16 protein-coding genes are annotated in these 15,483 nt (G+C 67.4%); 9 read left to right on the top strand and 7 right to left on the bottom strand.

Annotation, left to right across the window (positions count from 1 at the left end; translation table 11 throughout):
• Positions 1 to 91: 91 nt before the first annotated feature.
• The 6 genes from ACIP8W_RS24020 to ACIP8W_RS23995 all read left to right on the top strand — a co-directional run bounded on the left by ACIP8W_RS24020 (position 92) and on the right by ACIP8W_RS23995 (position 4,344).
• Positions 92 to 634: a hypothetical protein gene (locus tag ACIP8W_RS24020; protein ID WP_402154025.1), complete on the top strand. Its 543-nt coding sequence runs from the start codon at positions 92 to 94 to the stop codon at positions 632 to 634.
• 4 nt (positions 635 to 638) lie between these two features.
• Complete coding sequence (locus ACIP8W_RS24015) at positions 639 to 1,352, top strand: hypothetical protein (RefSeq protein WP_402154023.1); 714 nt, start codon at positions 639 to 641, stop codon at positions 1,350 to 1,352.
• A gap of 32 nt (positions 1,353 to 1,384) precedes the next feature.
• Positions 1,385 to 2,374: an aldo/keto reductase gene (locus ACIP8W_RS24010; RefSeq protein ID WP_401956326.1), complete on the top strand. Its 990-nt coding sequence runs from the start codon at positions 1,385 to 1,387 to the stop codon at positions 2,372 to 2,374.
• Positions 2,375 to 2,434: 60 nt separating this feature from the next.
• Positions 2,435 to 3,379, top strand: a complete 945-nt coding sequence (locus ACIP8W_RS24005) for a phosphotransferase (protein ID WP_402204563.1) — start codon at positions 2,435 to 2,437, stop codon at positions 3,377 to 3,379.
• A gap of 50 nt (positions 3,380 to 3,429) precedes the next feature.
• Entirely contained in the window at positions 3,430 to 4,068 is a 639-nt protein-coding gene (locus ACIP8W_RS24000; RefSeq protein WP_401956324.1) for an HAD family hydrolase, read from the top strand.
• 141 nt (positions 4,069 to 4,209) lie between these two features.
• Positions 4,210 to 4,344 carry a hypothetical protein gene (locus ACIP8W_RS23995; RefSeq protein WP_402204561.1) on the top strand — a complete coding sequence of 45 codons (135 nt, stop codon included), beginning with the start codon at positions 4,210 to 4,212 and terminating at the stop codon, positions 4,342 to 4,344.
• 648 nt (positions 4,345 to 4,992) lie between these two features.
• On the opposite strand, the gene ACIP8W_RS23990 is transcribed toward ACIP8W_RS23995, so the two are convergent.
• Positions 4,993 to 5,187: a hypothetical protein gene (locus ACIP8W_RS23990; RefSeq protein WP_402204559.1), complete on the bottom strand. Its 195-nt coding sequence runs from the start codon at positions 5,185 to 5,187 to the stop codon at positions 4,993 to 4,995.
• Between the two features lie 17 nt (positions 5,188 to 5,204).
• Between ACIP8W_RS23990 and ACIP8W_RS23985 the strand changes: the two genes are divergently transcribed.
• Positions 5,205 to 5,726: an integrase core domain-containing protein gene (locus ACIP8W_RS23985; protein WP_402154389.1), complete on the top strand. Its 522-nt coding sequence runs from the start codon at positions 5,205 to 5,207 to the stop codon at positions 5,724 to 5,726.
• A 33-nt stretch (positions 5,727 to 5,759) separates the two neighbouring features.
• Here the strand turns inward: ACIP8W_RS23985 and ACIP8W_RS23980 are convergent, their stop codons facing one another.
• The 4 genes from ACIP8W_RS23980 to ACIP8W_RS23965 form a co-directional block, all read right to left on the bottom strand.
• The gene (locus tag ACIP8W_RS23980; protein ID WP_402204557.1) at positions 5,760 to 6,200 is read right to left on the bottom strand and encodes a hypothetical protein; all 441 of its coding nucleotides are present in this window, start codon (positions 6,198 to 6,200) and stop codon (positions 5,760 to 5,762) included.
• The gene (locus tag ACIP8W_RS23975; RefSeq protein WP_402204555.1) at positions 6,197 to 9,262 is read right to left on the bottom strand and encodes a DNRLRE domain-containing protein; all 3,066 of its coding nucleotides are present in this window, start codon (positions 9,260 to 9,262) and stop codon (positions 6,197 to 6,199) included. The genes ACIP8W_RS23980 and ACIP8W_RS23975 overlap by 4 nt, the downstream gene beginning before the upstream one ends.
• 728 nt (positions 9,263 to 9,990) lie before the next feature.
• Positions 9,991 to 10,236, bottom strand: a complete 246-nt coding sequence (locus tag ACIP8W_RS23970) for a DUF397 domain-containing protein (protein WP_402204553.1) — start codon at positions 10,234 to 10,236, stop codon at positions 9,991 to 9,993.
• On the bottom strand, positions 10,233 to 10,994 hold the full coding sequence (locus tag ACIP8W_RS23965) for a helix-turn-helix domain-containing protein (protein ID WP_402204551.1): 762 nt from the start codon (positions 10,992 to 10,994) through the stop codon (positions 10,233 to 10,235). Before ACIP8W_RS23965 ends, ACIP8W_RS23970 begins: the two co-directional genes overlap by 4 nt.
• Positions 10,995 to 12,006: 1,012 nt before the next feature.
• Between ACIP8W_RS23965 and ACIP8W_RS23960 the strand changes: the two genes are divergently transcribed.
• Together ACIP8W_RS23960 and ACIP8W_RS23955 are read left to right on the top strand one after the other, a co-directional pair.
• The gene (locus ACIP8W_RS23960; protein WP_402204549.1) at positions 12,007 to 13,194 is read left to right on the top strand and encodes a DUF6302 family protein; all 1,188 of its coding nucleotides are present in this window, start codon (positions 12,007 to 12,009) and stop codon (positions 13,192 to 13,194) included.
• A 43-nt stretch (positions 13,195 to 13,237) separates the two neighbouring features.
• Positions 13,238 to 13,468, top strand: a complete 231-nt coding sequence (locus ACIP8W_RS23955) for a hypothetical protein (protein WP_402204547.1) — start codon at positions 13,238 to 13,240, stop codon at positions 13,466 to 13,468.
• Positions 13,469 to 14,152: 684 nt separating this feature from the next.
• Here ACIP8W_RS23955 and ACIP8W_RS23950 read toward each other — a convergent pair.
• Together ACIP8W_RS23950 and ACIP8W_RS23945 are read right to left on the bottom strand one after the other, a co-directional pair.
• Positions 14,153 to 14,716 (bottom strand): group II intron maturase-specific domain-containing protein, encoded by a 564-nt coding sequence (locus ACIP8W_RS23950; protein ID WP_402204545.1) that lies wholly within the window; start codon positions 14,714 to 14,716, stop codon positions 14,153 to 14,155.
• A gap of 74 nt (positions 14,717 to 14,790) precedes the next feature.
• Positions 14,791 to 15,483 (bottom strand): reverse transcriptase domain-containing protein (locus tag ACIP8W_RS23945; RefSeq protein ID WP_402204543.1); only part of this gene is annotated, 693 nt, incomplete at its 5' end.

Here is a 15,483-nt window from a genome sequence, read left to right as displayed (position 1 = left end):
CAAAGGACGTCTGCTGCCCCGGTCGGAGGCCGCCATCACCTCCTACGGCGAGGTAGCAGGGGACGTACCGGCGCGTCATCGCTTTCTCCGTATGCCGGACATCCCGGATCTGGTCGCCGAAGGTCTCCTGGATGTGGGGATAGCCGGGGAGGAGTGGTTGGTGGACAGTGGCGCGGACGTCGTGCGCGTGGCTCCGCTGTGCTGGTATCACGTGCGGATCTGCGCCCTGCGCCTCCCCGGCGTCACACCGCCGGCCGGACCGGTGCGGGTGGTCTCCGAGTATCCGCGGATCGCACGCGACTTCGCCCGGGCGCGTTGGGGCGACGGCTTCACGTTGCGGACGGTCCGGGGATCGGTCGAGCACTACCTTCCCGATCTCGCGGATGTCGCCGTCGAGTGCGTGGAGACCGGCGAGTCGATGCGCCGCAAGGGCCTCGTGGCGACGGAGGCGCTCTTCGGCGCGGATGTGTGGATGATCTGCTCCCGCGACACCGCCCGTGACGACGCGGTCATGGATCGTCTGAAGAGCTGGGCCGAGGCCGTTGCCCTGCCAGCCCCGGACCACTTCCCGGGCCACGAACGTGTGGTCATCCCCGCCGGGACGCCCGTGCCCGCCCCGAACGGAAGGCGTTGACGTGATGCCCTCGACAGCGTTGCGCGACCTCCCTCCTCACCTGCGGCTGCTCGCCTGGCCGGCGATCAACCGTCTGGGCACCGTCGACGGTGTCACGGTGACCGTGCCCCCGGAATTCGCCTTTTCCCCGCCGTCTCTGGCCTGCTACAGCCGGGCGGTCCTCGTCACCTACCGTCGGAGTTCCGGTGCGGACGTGCCGCTCGACGACGTACTGACCGCACCCGAGTCGGTCGACACGCTCGCGGAGCCGCTCCGTCTGGTCAGCACGCTGGCTCTGTGGGACGAGGTGATCCGGGAAAGCGGCGTCTACCGCGGCAACATCTACCTGGCCTCCGAACGCTCAGTGGCCGCCTTGCTGCACGCCGCCCATGGCGCCGAGCCTCCGGCCGCGGACCGGCTGGCCGAACTCCTGGAACAGCTGCACGCCCTGGAACTTCTCTACCGTTTCCCGGTCGCCTACAAATTCCGCGGGACGCACGGCCTCGAACGACAGTGCAGGATCAACGGCTGGGGCCGCCTACTCTTCCGGCTGCTCGATGCCGCGCCCCACGACCCGTACGGCATCCGGGCCGCCCGCGCACGCCTGTCGCAGCACGTGCGTACACACCAGGACGCCTACCGGCGGGGCGTTGCCGCCGCCTCCGCCTCCGAGGACGCCTCGGGCGCCCGGATCTGGGCGGACATACACGCAGAACAGCCGATACCCGTCCTGATCTGAGCCACACGGACACAGAGAGAAAGAGCCACGCAGTGATACACGAGAAGAGAAACCCGGCCGGTCTCTCAGCCATCGGCTTCGGAGCGTGGGAGGCCGGAGGCGGGGGCACCTGGGGCCCCAACGAATCCTCCGACCACGTCATCCGTGCCGTTCACGCCGCCTTCGACGCGGGCGTGAACTGGATCGACACCGCGGAGGTCTACGGCGGAGGCGGCGGCTCGGAGCGCATCGTCGGCGAGGCGCTGGCCGGACGCCCGGAGATCAAGGTGTGCACGAAGGTCGCTCCCGAGCAGGAGGACCACTACAGCGACAAGGGTATGCGCGCCGCACTGGAGGCGTCCCTCACCCGCCTCGGCCGGGACAAAATCGACATCTACCTCCTGCACTGGCCGGCCGAGACGATTCCGGTGCACCAGCCCTGGCAGACCCTGGCCCGCCTCAAGGCCGAGGGACTCATCGGCGCGATCGGCCTGTCCAACTTCCCCGCCGCCGATGTCGAGGCGTGCGCCGCCACCGGCGAACTGGACTACCTGCAGATCCAGGCATCCCTGTTCCACCGTGCAGAGCTCGCCGAGCTCGGCCCGCTGTGCGCGCGGTACGGCACGGGGCTGATGGCCTACGGGCCGCTGGCGTACGGGCTGCTCACCGGGGCCCTGGGGCCGGACAGCGACTTCACCGACTGGCGCGGCGGCGAGGTCGGATCGGACGACTTCTTCTGTGTGGAGAACTACGCCCGCTTCTTCGCGCCCGCCGTACGCGCCCGGCACCTGCGCGCCGTGAATGCCCTGCGGCCCGTGGCCGAGGACGAGGCCGGTACCTCCCTGGCGCGGATGGCGCTGATGTGGCTGCTGGCCCAGTCCGAGGTGACCTGCGCCGTGGTCGGCACCCGCAACCCCGTACACGCCGCGGACAACGCCCTCGCCGCCCAGCAGACCCTGCCCCCCGAGACGCTCCGGAGGATCGACGAACTTCTCGCCGCAGGCGACCCGTTCGACACGGTAGACGAGCCGCCGCAGCCCTGAGCACCGTGCTCCTCCGACCTACCGACCCACCGATCAGCTCACGAGAAAGGGACCGCGCCCGTGACAGGACCGCTGCCGGTGGCCACGGCACGCCGCCTGACGTGGCCCCAGCTGCCCCAAGGTGTGCGGGACACCGTCGAACAGCGACTCGGCGCCCCCGTCCTGGCTGCCGAGAGCCAGAACGGCGGCTTCACCGACGGCGTCGCGGCCAGGGTGGACCTCGACAACGGCACCCGGGCCTTCATCAAGGCGCTCGCGGCGGAGCACGAGCTGGCCCCCGACTACCGCACCGAGGCACGGATCGCCGCAGCACTGCCTGCCGACGTGCCCGCGTCCCGGCTCCGGTTCAGCCTGGAGGCCGAGGGCTGGATCGTCCTGGTCTACGACGACGTCGAGGGCCGCCACCCCGACTTCGTCCGCCCCACGGACCTGGCGGCAGCCCTCACCTGCGTGGAGCGCATGGCCTCCGCCCTCACCCCCAACCCGCTGCCCTGGGCGGTGCCCATCACCACCCCGCTCGGCCCCCTGCTGTGCGGGTGGCACACTCTCCGGGCGGACGGAGCCCCGGCCGGGCTCGACCCGTGGTCGGCCCGGAACCTGGACCGCCTCGCCGACCTGGAGAGCCGCTGGGCCGAGGCGACCGAGGGCGACACCCTGCTCCACGCCGACCTGCGCCACGACAACATGCTGCTCACCCGGGACGGGACCGTCCTGGCCGTGGACTGGGCATGGGCCTGCGTGGGCGCCGACTGGGTCGAACTGGTCTATCTGCTGCCCGCGGTCGCAGCGGCCGGCGCGGACCCCGAGGAGATCGCGGCCGCGCACCCGCTGACCCGCAGGGCCGACCCGTCGGCCGTCGACGCCTTCCTCTGCGCCCTCGCCGGCTTCTACACCCTCAGCGGCTCGCTGCCCGCACCGTCGTGGTCACCACACATCCGCACCCACGAGGCGTGGTACGGCAGACTGTGCCGCACATGGCTGGCCCGCCGTACCGGCTGGTCCTGACCACGGTGAACCACCCCTTCCCCCTTCTTCCCGTGCCAGGAGTGAACCCCTTGATCAGTACGCGCCACCCGGTGATCGCCTTCGACCTCGACGGAACCCTGCTCCGCGGCACGACCACATCCCTCGTCCTGGCAGAGGCCATGGGGCACCGGCCCGCCGTGGAAGAACTCGAACGCCTCTACAGCGCCTATGAGATCAACAACTTCGAGTTCGCGAGCCGCGAGGCAGCCCTCTTCGCCGGAGCCACCCCCGCGCAGATCCGCGAGCACCTGCGCCCGGCTCCCTGGATCGCCGGAGTGAAGGAGACGCTGACCGCGCTCACCGAGGCTGGATGCACGCTTCTCCTGGCCACCCTCGCCTGGCGGTTCGCCGCCGAGGAACTGGAGTACCGGCCCTGGTTCGCCGCCGTCTCCGGCGCCGGAATGGACCTGGAGGACGGAGCCCTCTCCGGCCGTGTCGCCCAGCACATCGACGAGGACGGCAAACTCGCCTTCGTCGAGGCATGGTGCCGGTCCCACGACGTGGGGCTGCACGAGATCGCGGTCGTCGGCGACTCGCGCTCCGACGTCCCTCTTTTCCAGGCGGCGGGCACCTCCATCGCCCTCAACGCCACCGCGGACGCCCGAGCGGTCGCCGACCATGTAATCGATACCGAGGATCTGCGCGACATCCTTCCTCTGCTCGGCTGACCACCGCACACCACTCCGCCCTCGAACGAAACGCGCCCGATGCGACCCTCCACCCCGCTCGACCCCCTTCCTGTCACCGTTGGTGAAACATCCCGCTTCAGCGGGTTGGCCTGGTAGGGCATCGACAGGAGTATCACCCTCATGACCAGCAAGAATCCGTCTGCCGACCCGGTTGCGAGACCAAAGCGCCGTACTTTCACTCCCGAGTACAAGCTCCGCATGGTCGCCGGGTACGACGCCGCGCCGCCGGGTGAGAAGGGCGCGGCTGCGCCGTGAGCGGCTCCACCACTCGCACATCATGGAGTGGCGCCAGGCTCGTGACGCGGGCACCCTGGAGAAGCTGGTGGACCGGCGGACCAGTCCCACCCGGCCGAAGAAGTCGCAGGCCGAGGCGAGAACGAGAAACTGCGGCGCAAGGTCGAGCGGCTGGAGAAGGAGCTCGCGAAGCGGACGCGGCCCTGAAGGTGCCGGGAAAAGCACACGCGCTGTTGGAGATGGTCTCCGGAGCGCGGACTGAAGCATGTCCTGGACGGACAACTTCCCCACGTCGTTACGGAGTCGAGATCGTTACGGAGTCGAGCCGCTGGTCGGCAGCGTAGCCGCATGCCGGCTCACCGGGCGCTCACGCGCCACCCATCACCGGTACCTGCATCCGGCCGCCCCGAAGCCGAGAGCCCCCGGCCCGCACCGGTCTCCGCCCTCTCACGGACGAGCGGACGGCGCTGCTGACGCCGATGAACAGCCCGCGCTACGGGGAACTGCCGCCCGCACAGATCTGGGCCCGTGAGCTGGACGAGGGCCGCTACCACTGCTCGGTCCGCACCATGTACCGGATCTGGAAGCGGCCGGGCAGAGCGGTGAGCGCCGCCGCCAGGCCACGCATCCCGCGAAGAAGGTGCCCGAACTCGTCGCCACCGGCCCTTCTCAGGCCTTCACCTGGGACATCACCAAGCCGCCCGGACCGGACAAGGCATCTGGTTCCACGCCTACGCGATCATCGATATCCACAGCCGCCACATCGTCGGCCACACCGCCGAGAGGGCCGAAACCGCCGAGCGCTCCGAAGAGTTGATCCGCGAGACCATCGAGCGCAACGGCATCCTCCCCGAGACCGCGCACGCCACCGGGGCACCTCAATGACCAGCAAGAAGGTCTCGCAGCTACTCATCGATCTCGGTGCCACCAGATCGCACTCGCGCCCCAGGGCCAGCAACGACAACCCCTACAGCGAGAGCCGGTTCCGCACCACGAAGCATGCCGCGGACTACCCCGCACGCTTCGATTCACTGGCCCACGCCCGGGAGTGGATGGACACGTTCACCGCGTACTACAACCACGGCCACAGACACTCCGGCACCGGCCTGCACACCACCCCCGCCTCCGTCCACTTCGGCACCGCGGAACAGGTCCGCGACCAGCGGACCGTCGCCCTGACCGAGGCATACGAACGCCACCCCGAACGCTTCGCCCGCCGACCCACACCACCCGAGATACCCGGCCACGTCTGGATCACCGACCCCACCAAACGCAGGAGACCCAGCCACAAGGTTCATAGCAACACGAACGTCTCATTCGACTTGACAACTACCGGATCGGAGCAGTTTTCCGCTCGTCCGGGCCGTCTGTATTCACCGTTGGCCGTGCCTCCTCCCTTATGAGGGGCACGGCCAATCGGTCATTGGCTCGTCGCCTCAGCCGGCCGTGTTCAGCCGGACCGCTCCGGAGCCTGTGCGGATGGTCAGTGCGCAGGCGACGGCCACTGTGGCGCAGGCCGCTGCGACCAGCAGGGCAGCCGGCAGTGTGAGGCCCACCGGGCTGCTGGTGGTGGCCAGGAGCACTACGGCGAGCGCCGTCTGGCCGAGGCCCAGCAGACCGAGCCAGGCCATCATCAGCGCACGCGGCATCCAAGACCGTGCGCGCTCCAGGCCCAGCAGGGCCGCACCGCCGGTCAGGCCCACCAGCGTGAGTGCCACCAGGGCCGCGTTCAGCGCGCTGAAGCCGGAGGGATCGGTGTGGTCGAGTTCTGCGGTGTCCGGGCCAAGCGTCAGAAAGGCTATCTGGAGCAGACCCGCGTAGACGGCTTGGAGCAGCAGCAGCGCGGGGGCGATGCGGCGTGTGAGGAGACGGATCATGCGTTGCTCTTCACGAGCTTCTTGTTCTTGATGATCCACAGCTTTCCGTTCTTGACGTAACTGATGCACTTGTCGCGGGCCTTGTGGTTCGACTTGCTCTTGCCACGGTAGTCACGGCCAATCTTGCGGCCGATCTTGTTGTTGCGGAGATCCATCTCCTTGTCGACACCGCGGGACTCCGACTCATGACGGGTCGCGACCTCGTAGGCGGTGTCATGGTCGATGTTGATCTCCATACGGGCGTTCCAGTAACAGTGGCGGAACGCGTCTCCGGTGCCCTGGTACAGAGACTTCCTGGAGTAGCGCTTCGCGGCCTCGCCGAACGCCTTGTCTGCGTCCTTGCCGGCCTTGTTGCAGTCGTACGGGTTGGTGGAGCAGTAACGCTGTTCCGCCGGGGTCAGATCTCCGTACCCGGCGCCCGGGTCGAGCAGGACCGGGAAGGTGACCGTCCGGCCCGGCGCGGGGGCGAGGGAGACGATGATGTCGTTGCCGGAGAGCCGCATGGAGACTGGCACGGTCTCGCCCGTGGCATCCAAGGCCAGCGGGGCGGAGATGAAGGCGGTCGCGTCACCCTCCGCGTCAGAGATCATCAGGGTGTTCTCGCTGACTGCGGTGATTTCTTGGCCCGGCTGGATGTTGGCCGTGTAGGTGAACGACTGCGGCGCGCTCGGGCTGCGCAGCAGGTGGAAGACCTCGACCGCGCTGGTGCTGTTACGGACGGCGACGGTGTCGGCGTCCTGTTGGGTGTTGGGGTAGATCACCAGACCGGTCTCGCTCAGCTCGGCCGGGGAGGCCACCGCCGCGGGCAGGTTGACGAGGGTCTGGGTGGCGCCGTCGGGGCTGGTTCCCACGATGGAGCTGTTCGCGGTGTCCGGGAGCTGGGCGATCGCATCGGCCCCGGCGGAGTCCTCGGTCTCCTCGACCTCGGTGTCCTCCTCCTCGATGTAGCCGGGGGGCGTGTCGTCCTCCTCGACTACCGTCTCCTCCGGGAACTCCTCAACCTCCTCCGTGGTGTCGTCCACCGGGTGCAGGAGGGAGCCGAAGTGGGTCTCGGCGATCTCGTTGATGAACGAGGTGCTCAGGTCGCCGGTGATGACGCCGACGCGGAAGGTGTGGTCACGCCAGTCGGACCAGGTGCCGGCCGCGTTGCGGACCCGGGCGCGCAGTGTGTGCACACCGCGGGCGGCGGGTGTCCAGGAGACGTTCATGGCGCCGGAGGTGAGGGCCGTGACCGCCGTCGTACCGCCGTCGAAGGCATACTCTGCGGAAACCGCCTTGCCGGTGCCGTCGGCGATCCGGAAGGTACCGGCCCGGCCGGAGTCCCCGTGCCACAGTCCGTCGGCCGGGTACTGCGCCGAGCTGACGGTGGGCGACGCCGGGATGGCCGGGTCGACAGTCAGGGTCCGCCAGGCGGACCAGGTGCCGTTCCACTCGGTGCCGTCGAAGACCGCGATGCGCCACTTGTACGAGCCCTCGGCCAGGGCGGGCGCGGTCCAGGCGGCGGTGCCGCCGGAGGCGACGAACGGGGAGACTCCTTGGACGACCCGGGTGGTGCCGTCGGCGTTCCACACCTCGAAGGTGAGGCGGACGGTGTTGCCGTCAGCGTCGCTGGCCTTGCCCTGGAGGGTGGGCGTGGTATCAGCTGTGACAGCGCCCGCGGCCGGGTTCACCGCGGAAGCCACGTCGGGCCGAGTGTTGTACGTGACGGAGAGCGCGGGCTCGGTTGGGCCCTGTGAGCCGTCGACGAAGTTGGCGGAACGAAAGCGTCGCCAGCTGAAGGAGTCGCTCTCGTCCACGGCCTTGATCTGTATACCGTGGTTGGGCTGGCCGTCCGCCCACGCCTGGGCTATGCCGTCGACGTCCCAGCGCATGAAGTTGGCGGGGCAGGCCGAGTTGTAGCCGTACGCGGACTTGGACACGGCGGCGCCGGTCGCGGTGGTCGCGGGCTGGGCGCCCCAGGTCACTCCGCTGGGGTCCCAGGCGCCGGTGATGCGCCGGGCCTCGACTCCCGAGCCGGTGGCGGAGCAGCTGGAGGACCAGTACGAGTGCAGCCGCAGCTCGGCGTTGAGGACCTTCTTGCCCGCGAATTTGGCGACATCGAACTTCACGTACGAGCGTGCCTTGGTGGTGCCACCATCGAAGGTACCGGCCTTCAGCTCGGTCGATCCGCGCTGGGAGTCCGGGTAGTTGGTGGCGACCCAGGTATCGGTGGACGCGGCCAAGGTGGTGGTCGGGTCGATGGTGACCGGGTAGGTCACGGAGGGGTCCGCGAGGAACGCCGCGCTGGGCCTGAGGACCAGCACCGTGCCCTGTGTGGTCTCCTCGACTGTGGTGGCGATCTCGGCGTGGCTCAGCGGGTCGCCCGACACGGGGTCGGTTCCCGTGCCCCACATCCGGGGCGCGGGAGCGCTGGCGACGAGGTTGCCGGAGCTGTCCTCCAGCCGCAGATGCCGCTGGGCTGTCTTCTCCAGTTTCATGCCCTCCAGGGTGACAGGAAGGCGTAGTTCGACCGGTTCGGTGGGCCGCTTCTTGAGGATCAGCGACTCGGAAAAGCCATGCGGCAGGGCGGTTACGTGCAGATCACCGTTGGGGACCACAGACGGGTAGACGGCGGTGTCGCCGTTCAGCCGGGGAGCGGGCAACACCTTGCCCCAGTCCAGGCCGAAGGTGCTGCTGCCCCGGCTTACCGATGCAAAGTCCTCGCTGCCGCCGTCCGAGAGAACAACATCGGCCACGGCCGTCTTCGGCTCCAGCTGTGCGCCAGTGTCGACGAGAGTGGTGTCCAGAGGCTTCCAGCTACCGTTCTCCTTGACCCTTACCGACCCGGAGTATGTCTCCGTGGTGAGGGTGCCATCCGGATTGGCCCAAGTGTCTGCGTCAGCCGTGCGCTCGGAAAGGGCTTCCACCCGCTGCCCCGAAAGTTTGGCGGCGAGCTGCGCCGAGGTGACATCTGGAGCCTCGGTGATGGGCTTCGCCGAGCCGGGAGTCGTGACGACGGGGTTTCCGTCGCCAACGTCCTCGGCCTGTGCGATGCCCGCTGAGGCAACGAGCGTGGCAGACATGGCCATAGATATGGCCGCCGCCGTAAACCGTCTCTTCACATTCCCCCCTACAACAATCACTTCCTGTCAATCACCTGCGAGAGTGATCAAATCCGGAGCAGATCATAGATGTATGTACATGGACATGTCGGGAGGGCGGAGTCATATAAAGCACATGAAGTAGACCAATCAACCATTCACCGGCAAGTGACCTTTATCACCGTCAAATATCCGACCTCAAGGCTCCAACCTCGCACTTCACCGCTCCCTGGAACTCCGCGACCGACCCTAAAACCCACCAACCAAGGCTCCCCCGCAGGTCGTTCAGCCTCTCGCGCCATCCGAGTCCCGTCCGCCTGCCGAGGCCGAAACGGTCCCGGCAGACGGTCCGGCCTCCCGACACACCTCTGCCCGGGCTTAGAGAAGGGGGAGTTGGCCGAACCTTTCGACGTCCCGCCCCGGAGCGGCGGGACGTACGGGACGAGAGGCGTTCCGACGTCATGCCGCAGCGCTCGAACGGATTGCAGCGCTGGCCCGCACCGGTGAGCCTGCGGAGGCCGACCTACGGCCGAAGCATGGCTGGCGCAAGATCGAGAGAGGGCATGGTCGAGGTACAGGAACTGACCAGGTGCTACGGGAGAACGCTCACCGTTGACGCTCAGAGGCGTCCGTCAAGGTGCCCGCAGATAAGTGGGCCTCCCCGCATGCCCCGGGGAGGCTCACTCCGCGTCTGCGGCACAGCGCGCTGATCAGTGTTCGGCAATCCCGAAGTCGGCCTCGCCCGAGTTCACGAGCCCGATGAAGCTGGTCCAGGCTCCGGAGGTGAAGGCGAGGGCCGGCCCCTGCTTGGCCTTGGAGTCGCGTACGCCGATGACGTCCACGAGCTTGGCCGTCTCGACGCAGTTCTGGTTGTCCTGCGAGCTGTACGACGACTTCGTCCAGTTCTCCTCGGGGGCCAGGTCGGTAGAGACGTGGAGGTGCTTCTGCTGAGTCATGTCCATAGTTTCTTTTCGAGGGCGTTCAGGATGTGCGGCGTCTGGGTCGGTCCTGGTGCCGTCTTCACCATGGCGTCGAACTGCCTCTGGTACTGGCCTACATCCGACTGCTTCGACCACATGGTCGTGGCCTTGGCGCTGTCGCTCTGAACCACAGGGCCGAGATCAGCGAATGTCAACACCGTGAAGTTGAAGGCTGCTCGGTAGGTGGGCAGGTCTTCGGGGATGATCTGCACCTCGACGTTGTCGAGCTCGTTGAGGCGAATGATCTCCGCGTACTGCGCGCGCATCACGTCAGCCGATCCGACGACCGTGCGCAGTGTGTTCTCCGTCAGGATTATGTGCACCTCCGTGCCCCTTGAGGACAAGAGTTCCTTGCGCTCCATCCGCAGTCGAACCCCACGCTCGACGAACTCGGTGGTTCGCTCCTCCACGACCTTCGCGGAGCCCGCGAGCGCCCGCGCGTAGGACTCGTCCTGCAAGAGGCCGTGGACGACGTTGTTCTCGTACCCGCGAATCGCGACCGCGTCGCGCTCCAGACCGACGTACATCATCACCCCGGAGGGCAGGACGCTGCGGTAGGAGATGTAGGGCTCCTTGCTCAGGGAGTCGCGCCGCATCTTCAGAAGCTCGGCACGGTCGTCCAGGTCCTCGACCGCGTAGCGGTCCAGCATCTTTTCCAGGTCCGCGAGCTTGGGGAGCGGGATGTCACCTGCCTCGACCCGGCTGATCTTGGAGCGGGAGAAGCCGAGCGCCACTGATACGGACTCCGCTGTCTCGCCCGTGCGTTGGCGGAGTGTCTGAAGTTCTTTGCCGAGCATGAGCCCGGAGGTATGTCGGTCCTCGTCGTGCGGCCACCTGTCCCCTCACTTCGGTGTGCTGTCCATCAGGTCGATGGCCCAGTCCGGCAGCAAAGAATATGTGCCCACTGGAGCTGGGGTTCAGCCCGGAGTCTGGCACGTGCTGCCTCCTGTGCAACACCCTCCGTCGGTTACCGGGCACTTGCCAATGTGGGCTACTAAGCCCATTCACCCGAGTGTTCTCATGAATGAGAACTGTGGCGTGCGCAAGGCTGATTGAGCCGAACAGCACTGCTCGCTTCTCGCCATAAGGAGCTGCTGCCGGACGATGCTCCGTCTATCAGCGGAGCTAACCGAGAGCCGTACGGCGCAAGTTGCCGAACCTGCCGGTGAGGAGGACCTGAACGTGAGAACCAAGTGCCCGTGGCCCGTGAGTGGTCGCTGAACTACTACGATGGTCCGGGGTTCGGTGGAGGCCAGCCGCGTGGCGATTGAGCTGGACAACGTCTTGCGGGCCGCCGATCTGCGCGTGTCCACGAACCTGCTCACCGGCGACGGACCGCCTCTCTCTCACTGAGCCCGTTCGACGCCGAGACCGCTGCCGAGCTGGCCCGACTGATCCGCAAGGGATGAAGCGCACCTACCGGATGGTCGACGCCTTGGTAGCGCGTTCGACGGCCACGGCCTGGAGGTGCCCGGCCTGTCCGTGGACCGGGCCAGGATCCGGCTCGGCGACGTTCCGGTCTCCGCCGCCGATCGCCTCTCGTGCCTGCTGGGGGCACCGCCACAGGACGTCGAGGTGGATATGGCGCAGTGGCCGGAAGCCCAATCGAACGGGCCCGCGCGCTGAGCTCCAGGAGCTGCCCGGCGACCCGCGGCAGGACCTCGGACTCCTCCTACAAAGCTGGGTCGGGTCACCCTGGACTCGCCGAGCGCCTGGAGGAAGTCGGCATCGTCAGGGGGCTGGTCGATGCTGACCACCGACATGACGCCGGCGCGCTCCCTCACTGTCTCCCTCCGTCCGGCCGGGGAAGCGTATGACTTCGAGTACTTCCGTAACCGCCTCGCCGATCCGGCAGTCCTCGCCGACGCTGTCGCTGTCCAGGTCTTCCGGGCGCCCCTACTCGCCGTACCGGTCGGCGGCTCGCGCTGCGGCGGTTACATGTCCTTCGACCTGCTGTCGCTGGCGGTGGAGGCGCGCGGCCTCCTCACGGACCAGTCCGGATTCCCGAACCTCCGCGTCCGCTGGTCGCCGTACCACGACACCTGCCACACGGTCGGGTGGGGCGAGCCCGCTCCCGACTGGTGGGAGGACGACGCGACCTTCGGCCGCTTCTACGGCTACAGCGAGGGCGCTATCGCCACGTTCGTGCGGCCGCGTCGAGGAGCTCTCCGAGCTCACCCATCTGGGCATCCGCCAGTATCGGCGCCCGAACAACGAGGTCATCGCCCTGCTCGTCATCGCGCCGTCGAAAAGCGAACGCGAGCGCGTCATCCCAATGTCCGCGGACCTGTTCCACGCGATCGCCCAGGTCATCCGCCGCCTCACCTCCGGCGGCCGGCCGGTCCGACTGCTCAACCGATACGACCCTCACGAGAAGACCTGGTCAGAGCCCATGCCGTTCCTCCTGCAGCGGCAAAGGGCACACAGCGATCAGTGATCTCCCCGACCACGTTCATCCACATGTTCGCCCGCAGCTGCGAGGAGCTCGCCGAGACCCATCGCGCCTTCGCCGACATGACCTTCACGCCGCACGACTTCCGGCAGCTCTTCGCCACCGAGATCGTCAACGGCGGCCTGCCCATCCACATCGGCGCCGCCCTGCTCGGCTACCTGAACCTGCAGACCCTCCAGGGCTATGTCGCGGTCTTCTCCGAGGACATCGTCGCGAACTATCAGCGGTTCCTGAACCACCGCCGATCGCTCCGACCGGAGATCGAATACCCCGAGGTCACGCCCGCGGAGTGGGCGGACTTCGAGGATCACTTCGACAGGCGCAAGGTCGAACTCGGGAACTGCGCCAGCCCCTACGGCACCCCCTGCAGCCACGAACACGCCCCGTTGACTGAACGGACCACGTTGATTGTGCAGTTCAGGGCACAGATGAGGTTGCCGCCCAGTACGGTCTGCAGTCGTGATGAACGATCGTGTACCTGAGCGGGATCTGGCGAGGTTGACTGTTCCTCGGCGGGGTCGGCTGGTGGAGACCGGCGAGCGGTACGAGCCCTACCGGCTTGTCGACGGCGACGGTGTCGTGGTGGAGCCGGTCGCAGTCTTCTTCCAAGAGTTGCTGGCGGCCGGAAAGGCAGCGGCAACGGTTCGCTCCTACGGCATGGACCTGCTGCGGTGGTGGCGCTTCCTGCTGGCCGTCGACGTGCCGTGGCATCGGGCAACGCGTCTGGACGGGACTTCAGCTGCTGGATTCAGCTGACGGCCAAGCCGAGGATGGCCTCGGCCAAGCGTCGGCCGGGTCAGTCCGTGGGCACTCCGAATCCGGTGACGGGGAAGCCAACGCCGGGACCGGGCTACGCCCCGTCGACCGTCGTCCACAGTGACCCCATGGCCACCTGGGCTCCGGAGCGGGTGGGCCGCTACCGGCCAAGTGTTCCGCGCCGGATCCCGCGCTCGATCCCGGACGAGTGGTTCAACACACTGTTCGCGGCGCTGCCGTCGAATCGGGACCGGGCCCTGATCGCGTTCTGGATCTCCAGCGGGGTCCGGGCATCGGAGCTGATCGGGGTCCGTCAGTGCGACGTCGCCCCGGACCAACAACTGATCAGTGTCGTACGGAAAGGCTCTCGGGCGCGACAGCAGGTGTCGGCCTCGGCGGACGCTTTCGTGTGGCTTCGGCTCTACCAGCAGGAAGTGCACGGGCTGGTGCCTCGCGGACGTGCACAGCCGGTGTGGTGGACACTGCGACGTCCGTTCCGGCCGCTGACCTACCACGGCGCCCATCGCATGTTCGAGCGGATCAACGCCACCTTCGGCGCGGACTGGACGCTGTTGAGTCGGCCCGGGGCGCGGTGCCGGGATTGCTCCCGGTCCGTTTCCCCGGACCGCTCGCCGAACCCGCCGTACCGATCTCTCGGTAACGGGCTCTCCACGGTGTCTGCCGTCAGGCAGTGGCAGGCCAGGGCGTTGGGATCTTGTTGCCCCGGTAGGTGTAACGGGAGACCGCCACCTTCTCGATCCGGAAGAACTCGACCCCGTCCGCCGCGATCCGCCAGCGCCCGGTGGCGGCGGTCAGATGGCGGCGGAGTTGTCCCCAACTCCAGCCGTGGCGGGCTCTCAGCAGGTGGGCGAGTCTCCAGAACGTGAAGTCGTCCAGCTTGCTGAAGGTCCGTTTCGCCACGGCATGTTTGAAGTAGTTGGCCCAGCCTCGCATGATCTGGCCCAGCCGGGTCAGGGTCGACGCGAGGTCCCACTGCGATGTCTTGTGCGTCAGGGCACGGATCTTCGCCTTCAACGTCCGGACGGGCCGGGCGTCGATGAAGGTGTAGACATACCACTTGTTCGTCCCCCTCTTGCGTTTCCACCGGATGCGGAAGCCGAGGAAGCCGAACCCGTCGCTCATGTGGACCACCTGGGTTTTGGCTGGTGACAGCCGCAGCCCCATGGTGGCCAGCACACCGGCGACGTCTTCGCGCAGCGCTTCGGTGTCCTCACGCGAACCATGCACCAAGACCACGAGGTGAGTCGGCGGCGGGGATCGCACCCGCCGCCGCTCTCAGAACCGTGCGGGAACCTCTCGGCTCACACGGCTCCCATCGCCCAGCCATCAGGTTTGAGGCCGAACCGCCAGTGGGCGAACATGTTGGGATACCGGCGGGCTGTGCCCGCCAGCAGTTCTCCCGCGCGTTTCTCCCGGCGGCGTAGTCGTTTGTACTTCTGGCAAGCCCAGCCCACCAACATAAGGTTGATGCGCCGGAGGAGGGGATACAACATGGACTTGTAGAAGCGCCCGTAATAGTTGATCCATCCCTGCACGACGCTGTTGAACATCCGCGCAAGGTCCATCAGGGACTTGTCACTGCGGCGGGCAATGCGCCAGGAACGCATCTCCTTGCCCATCGCCTTGATCGCCGCCTTACTGACCGCGGGCAGGAAGCTCACGAAGTGCTTCCCGTACCGGTTCTTGGCCAGCCTGGGCCGGAACGTATACCCAAGGAATGTGAACGACGTGTGCTCGTACGAGCCCCGGCGGTCAACGTCCTTGCAATAGACGATGCGCGTCTTGTCCGGATGCAATTCCAAACCGACCTGCGCCAATCGCTGTGCCAGAGCATCCCGCACTCGGCGGGCCTGCCTCTCGCTGCCACAGTGGATCACCGCATCATCGCAGTACCGCTCAAAGGTGACCTGCGGGAACTCCCGCGCCAGCCACACATCGAACGCATAGTGCAGATACAGATTCGCCAGCACGGGAGAAATCGCCGACCCCTGGGG

Source organism: Streptomyces sp. NPDC088554, from assembly GCF_044752945.1.
GTDB lineage: Bacteria > Actinomycetota > Actinomycetes > Streptomycetales > Streptomycetaceae > Streptomyces.
The sequence above is the reverse complement of the archived record's forward strand: the minus strand, read 5'-3'. Positions and strand labels throughout refer to the sequence as shown.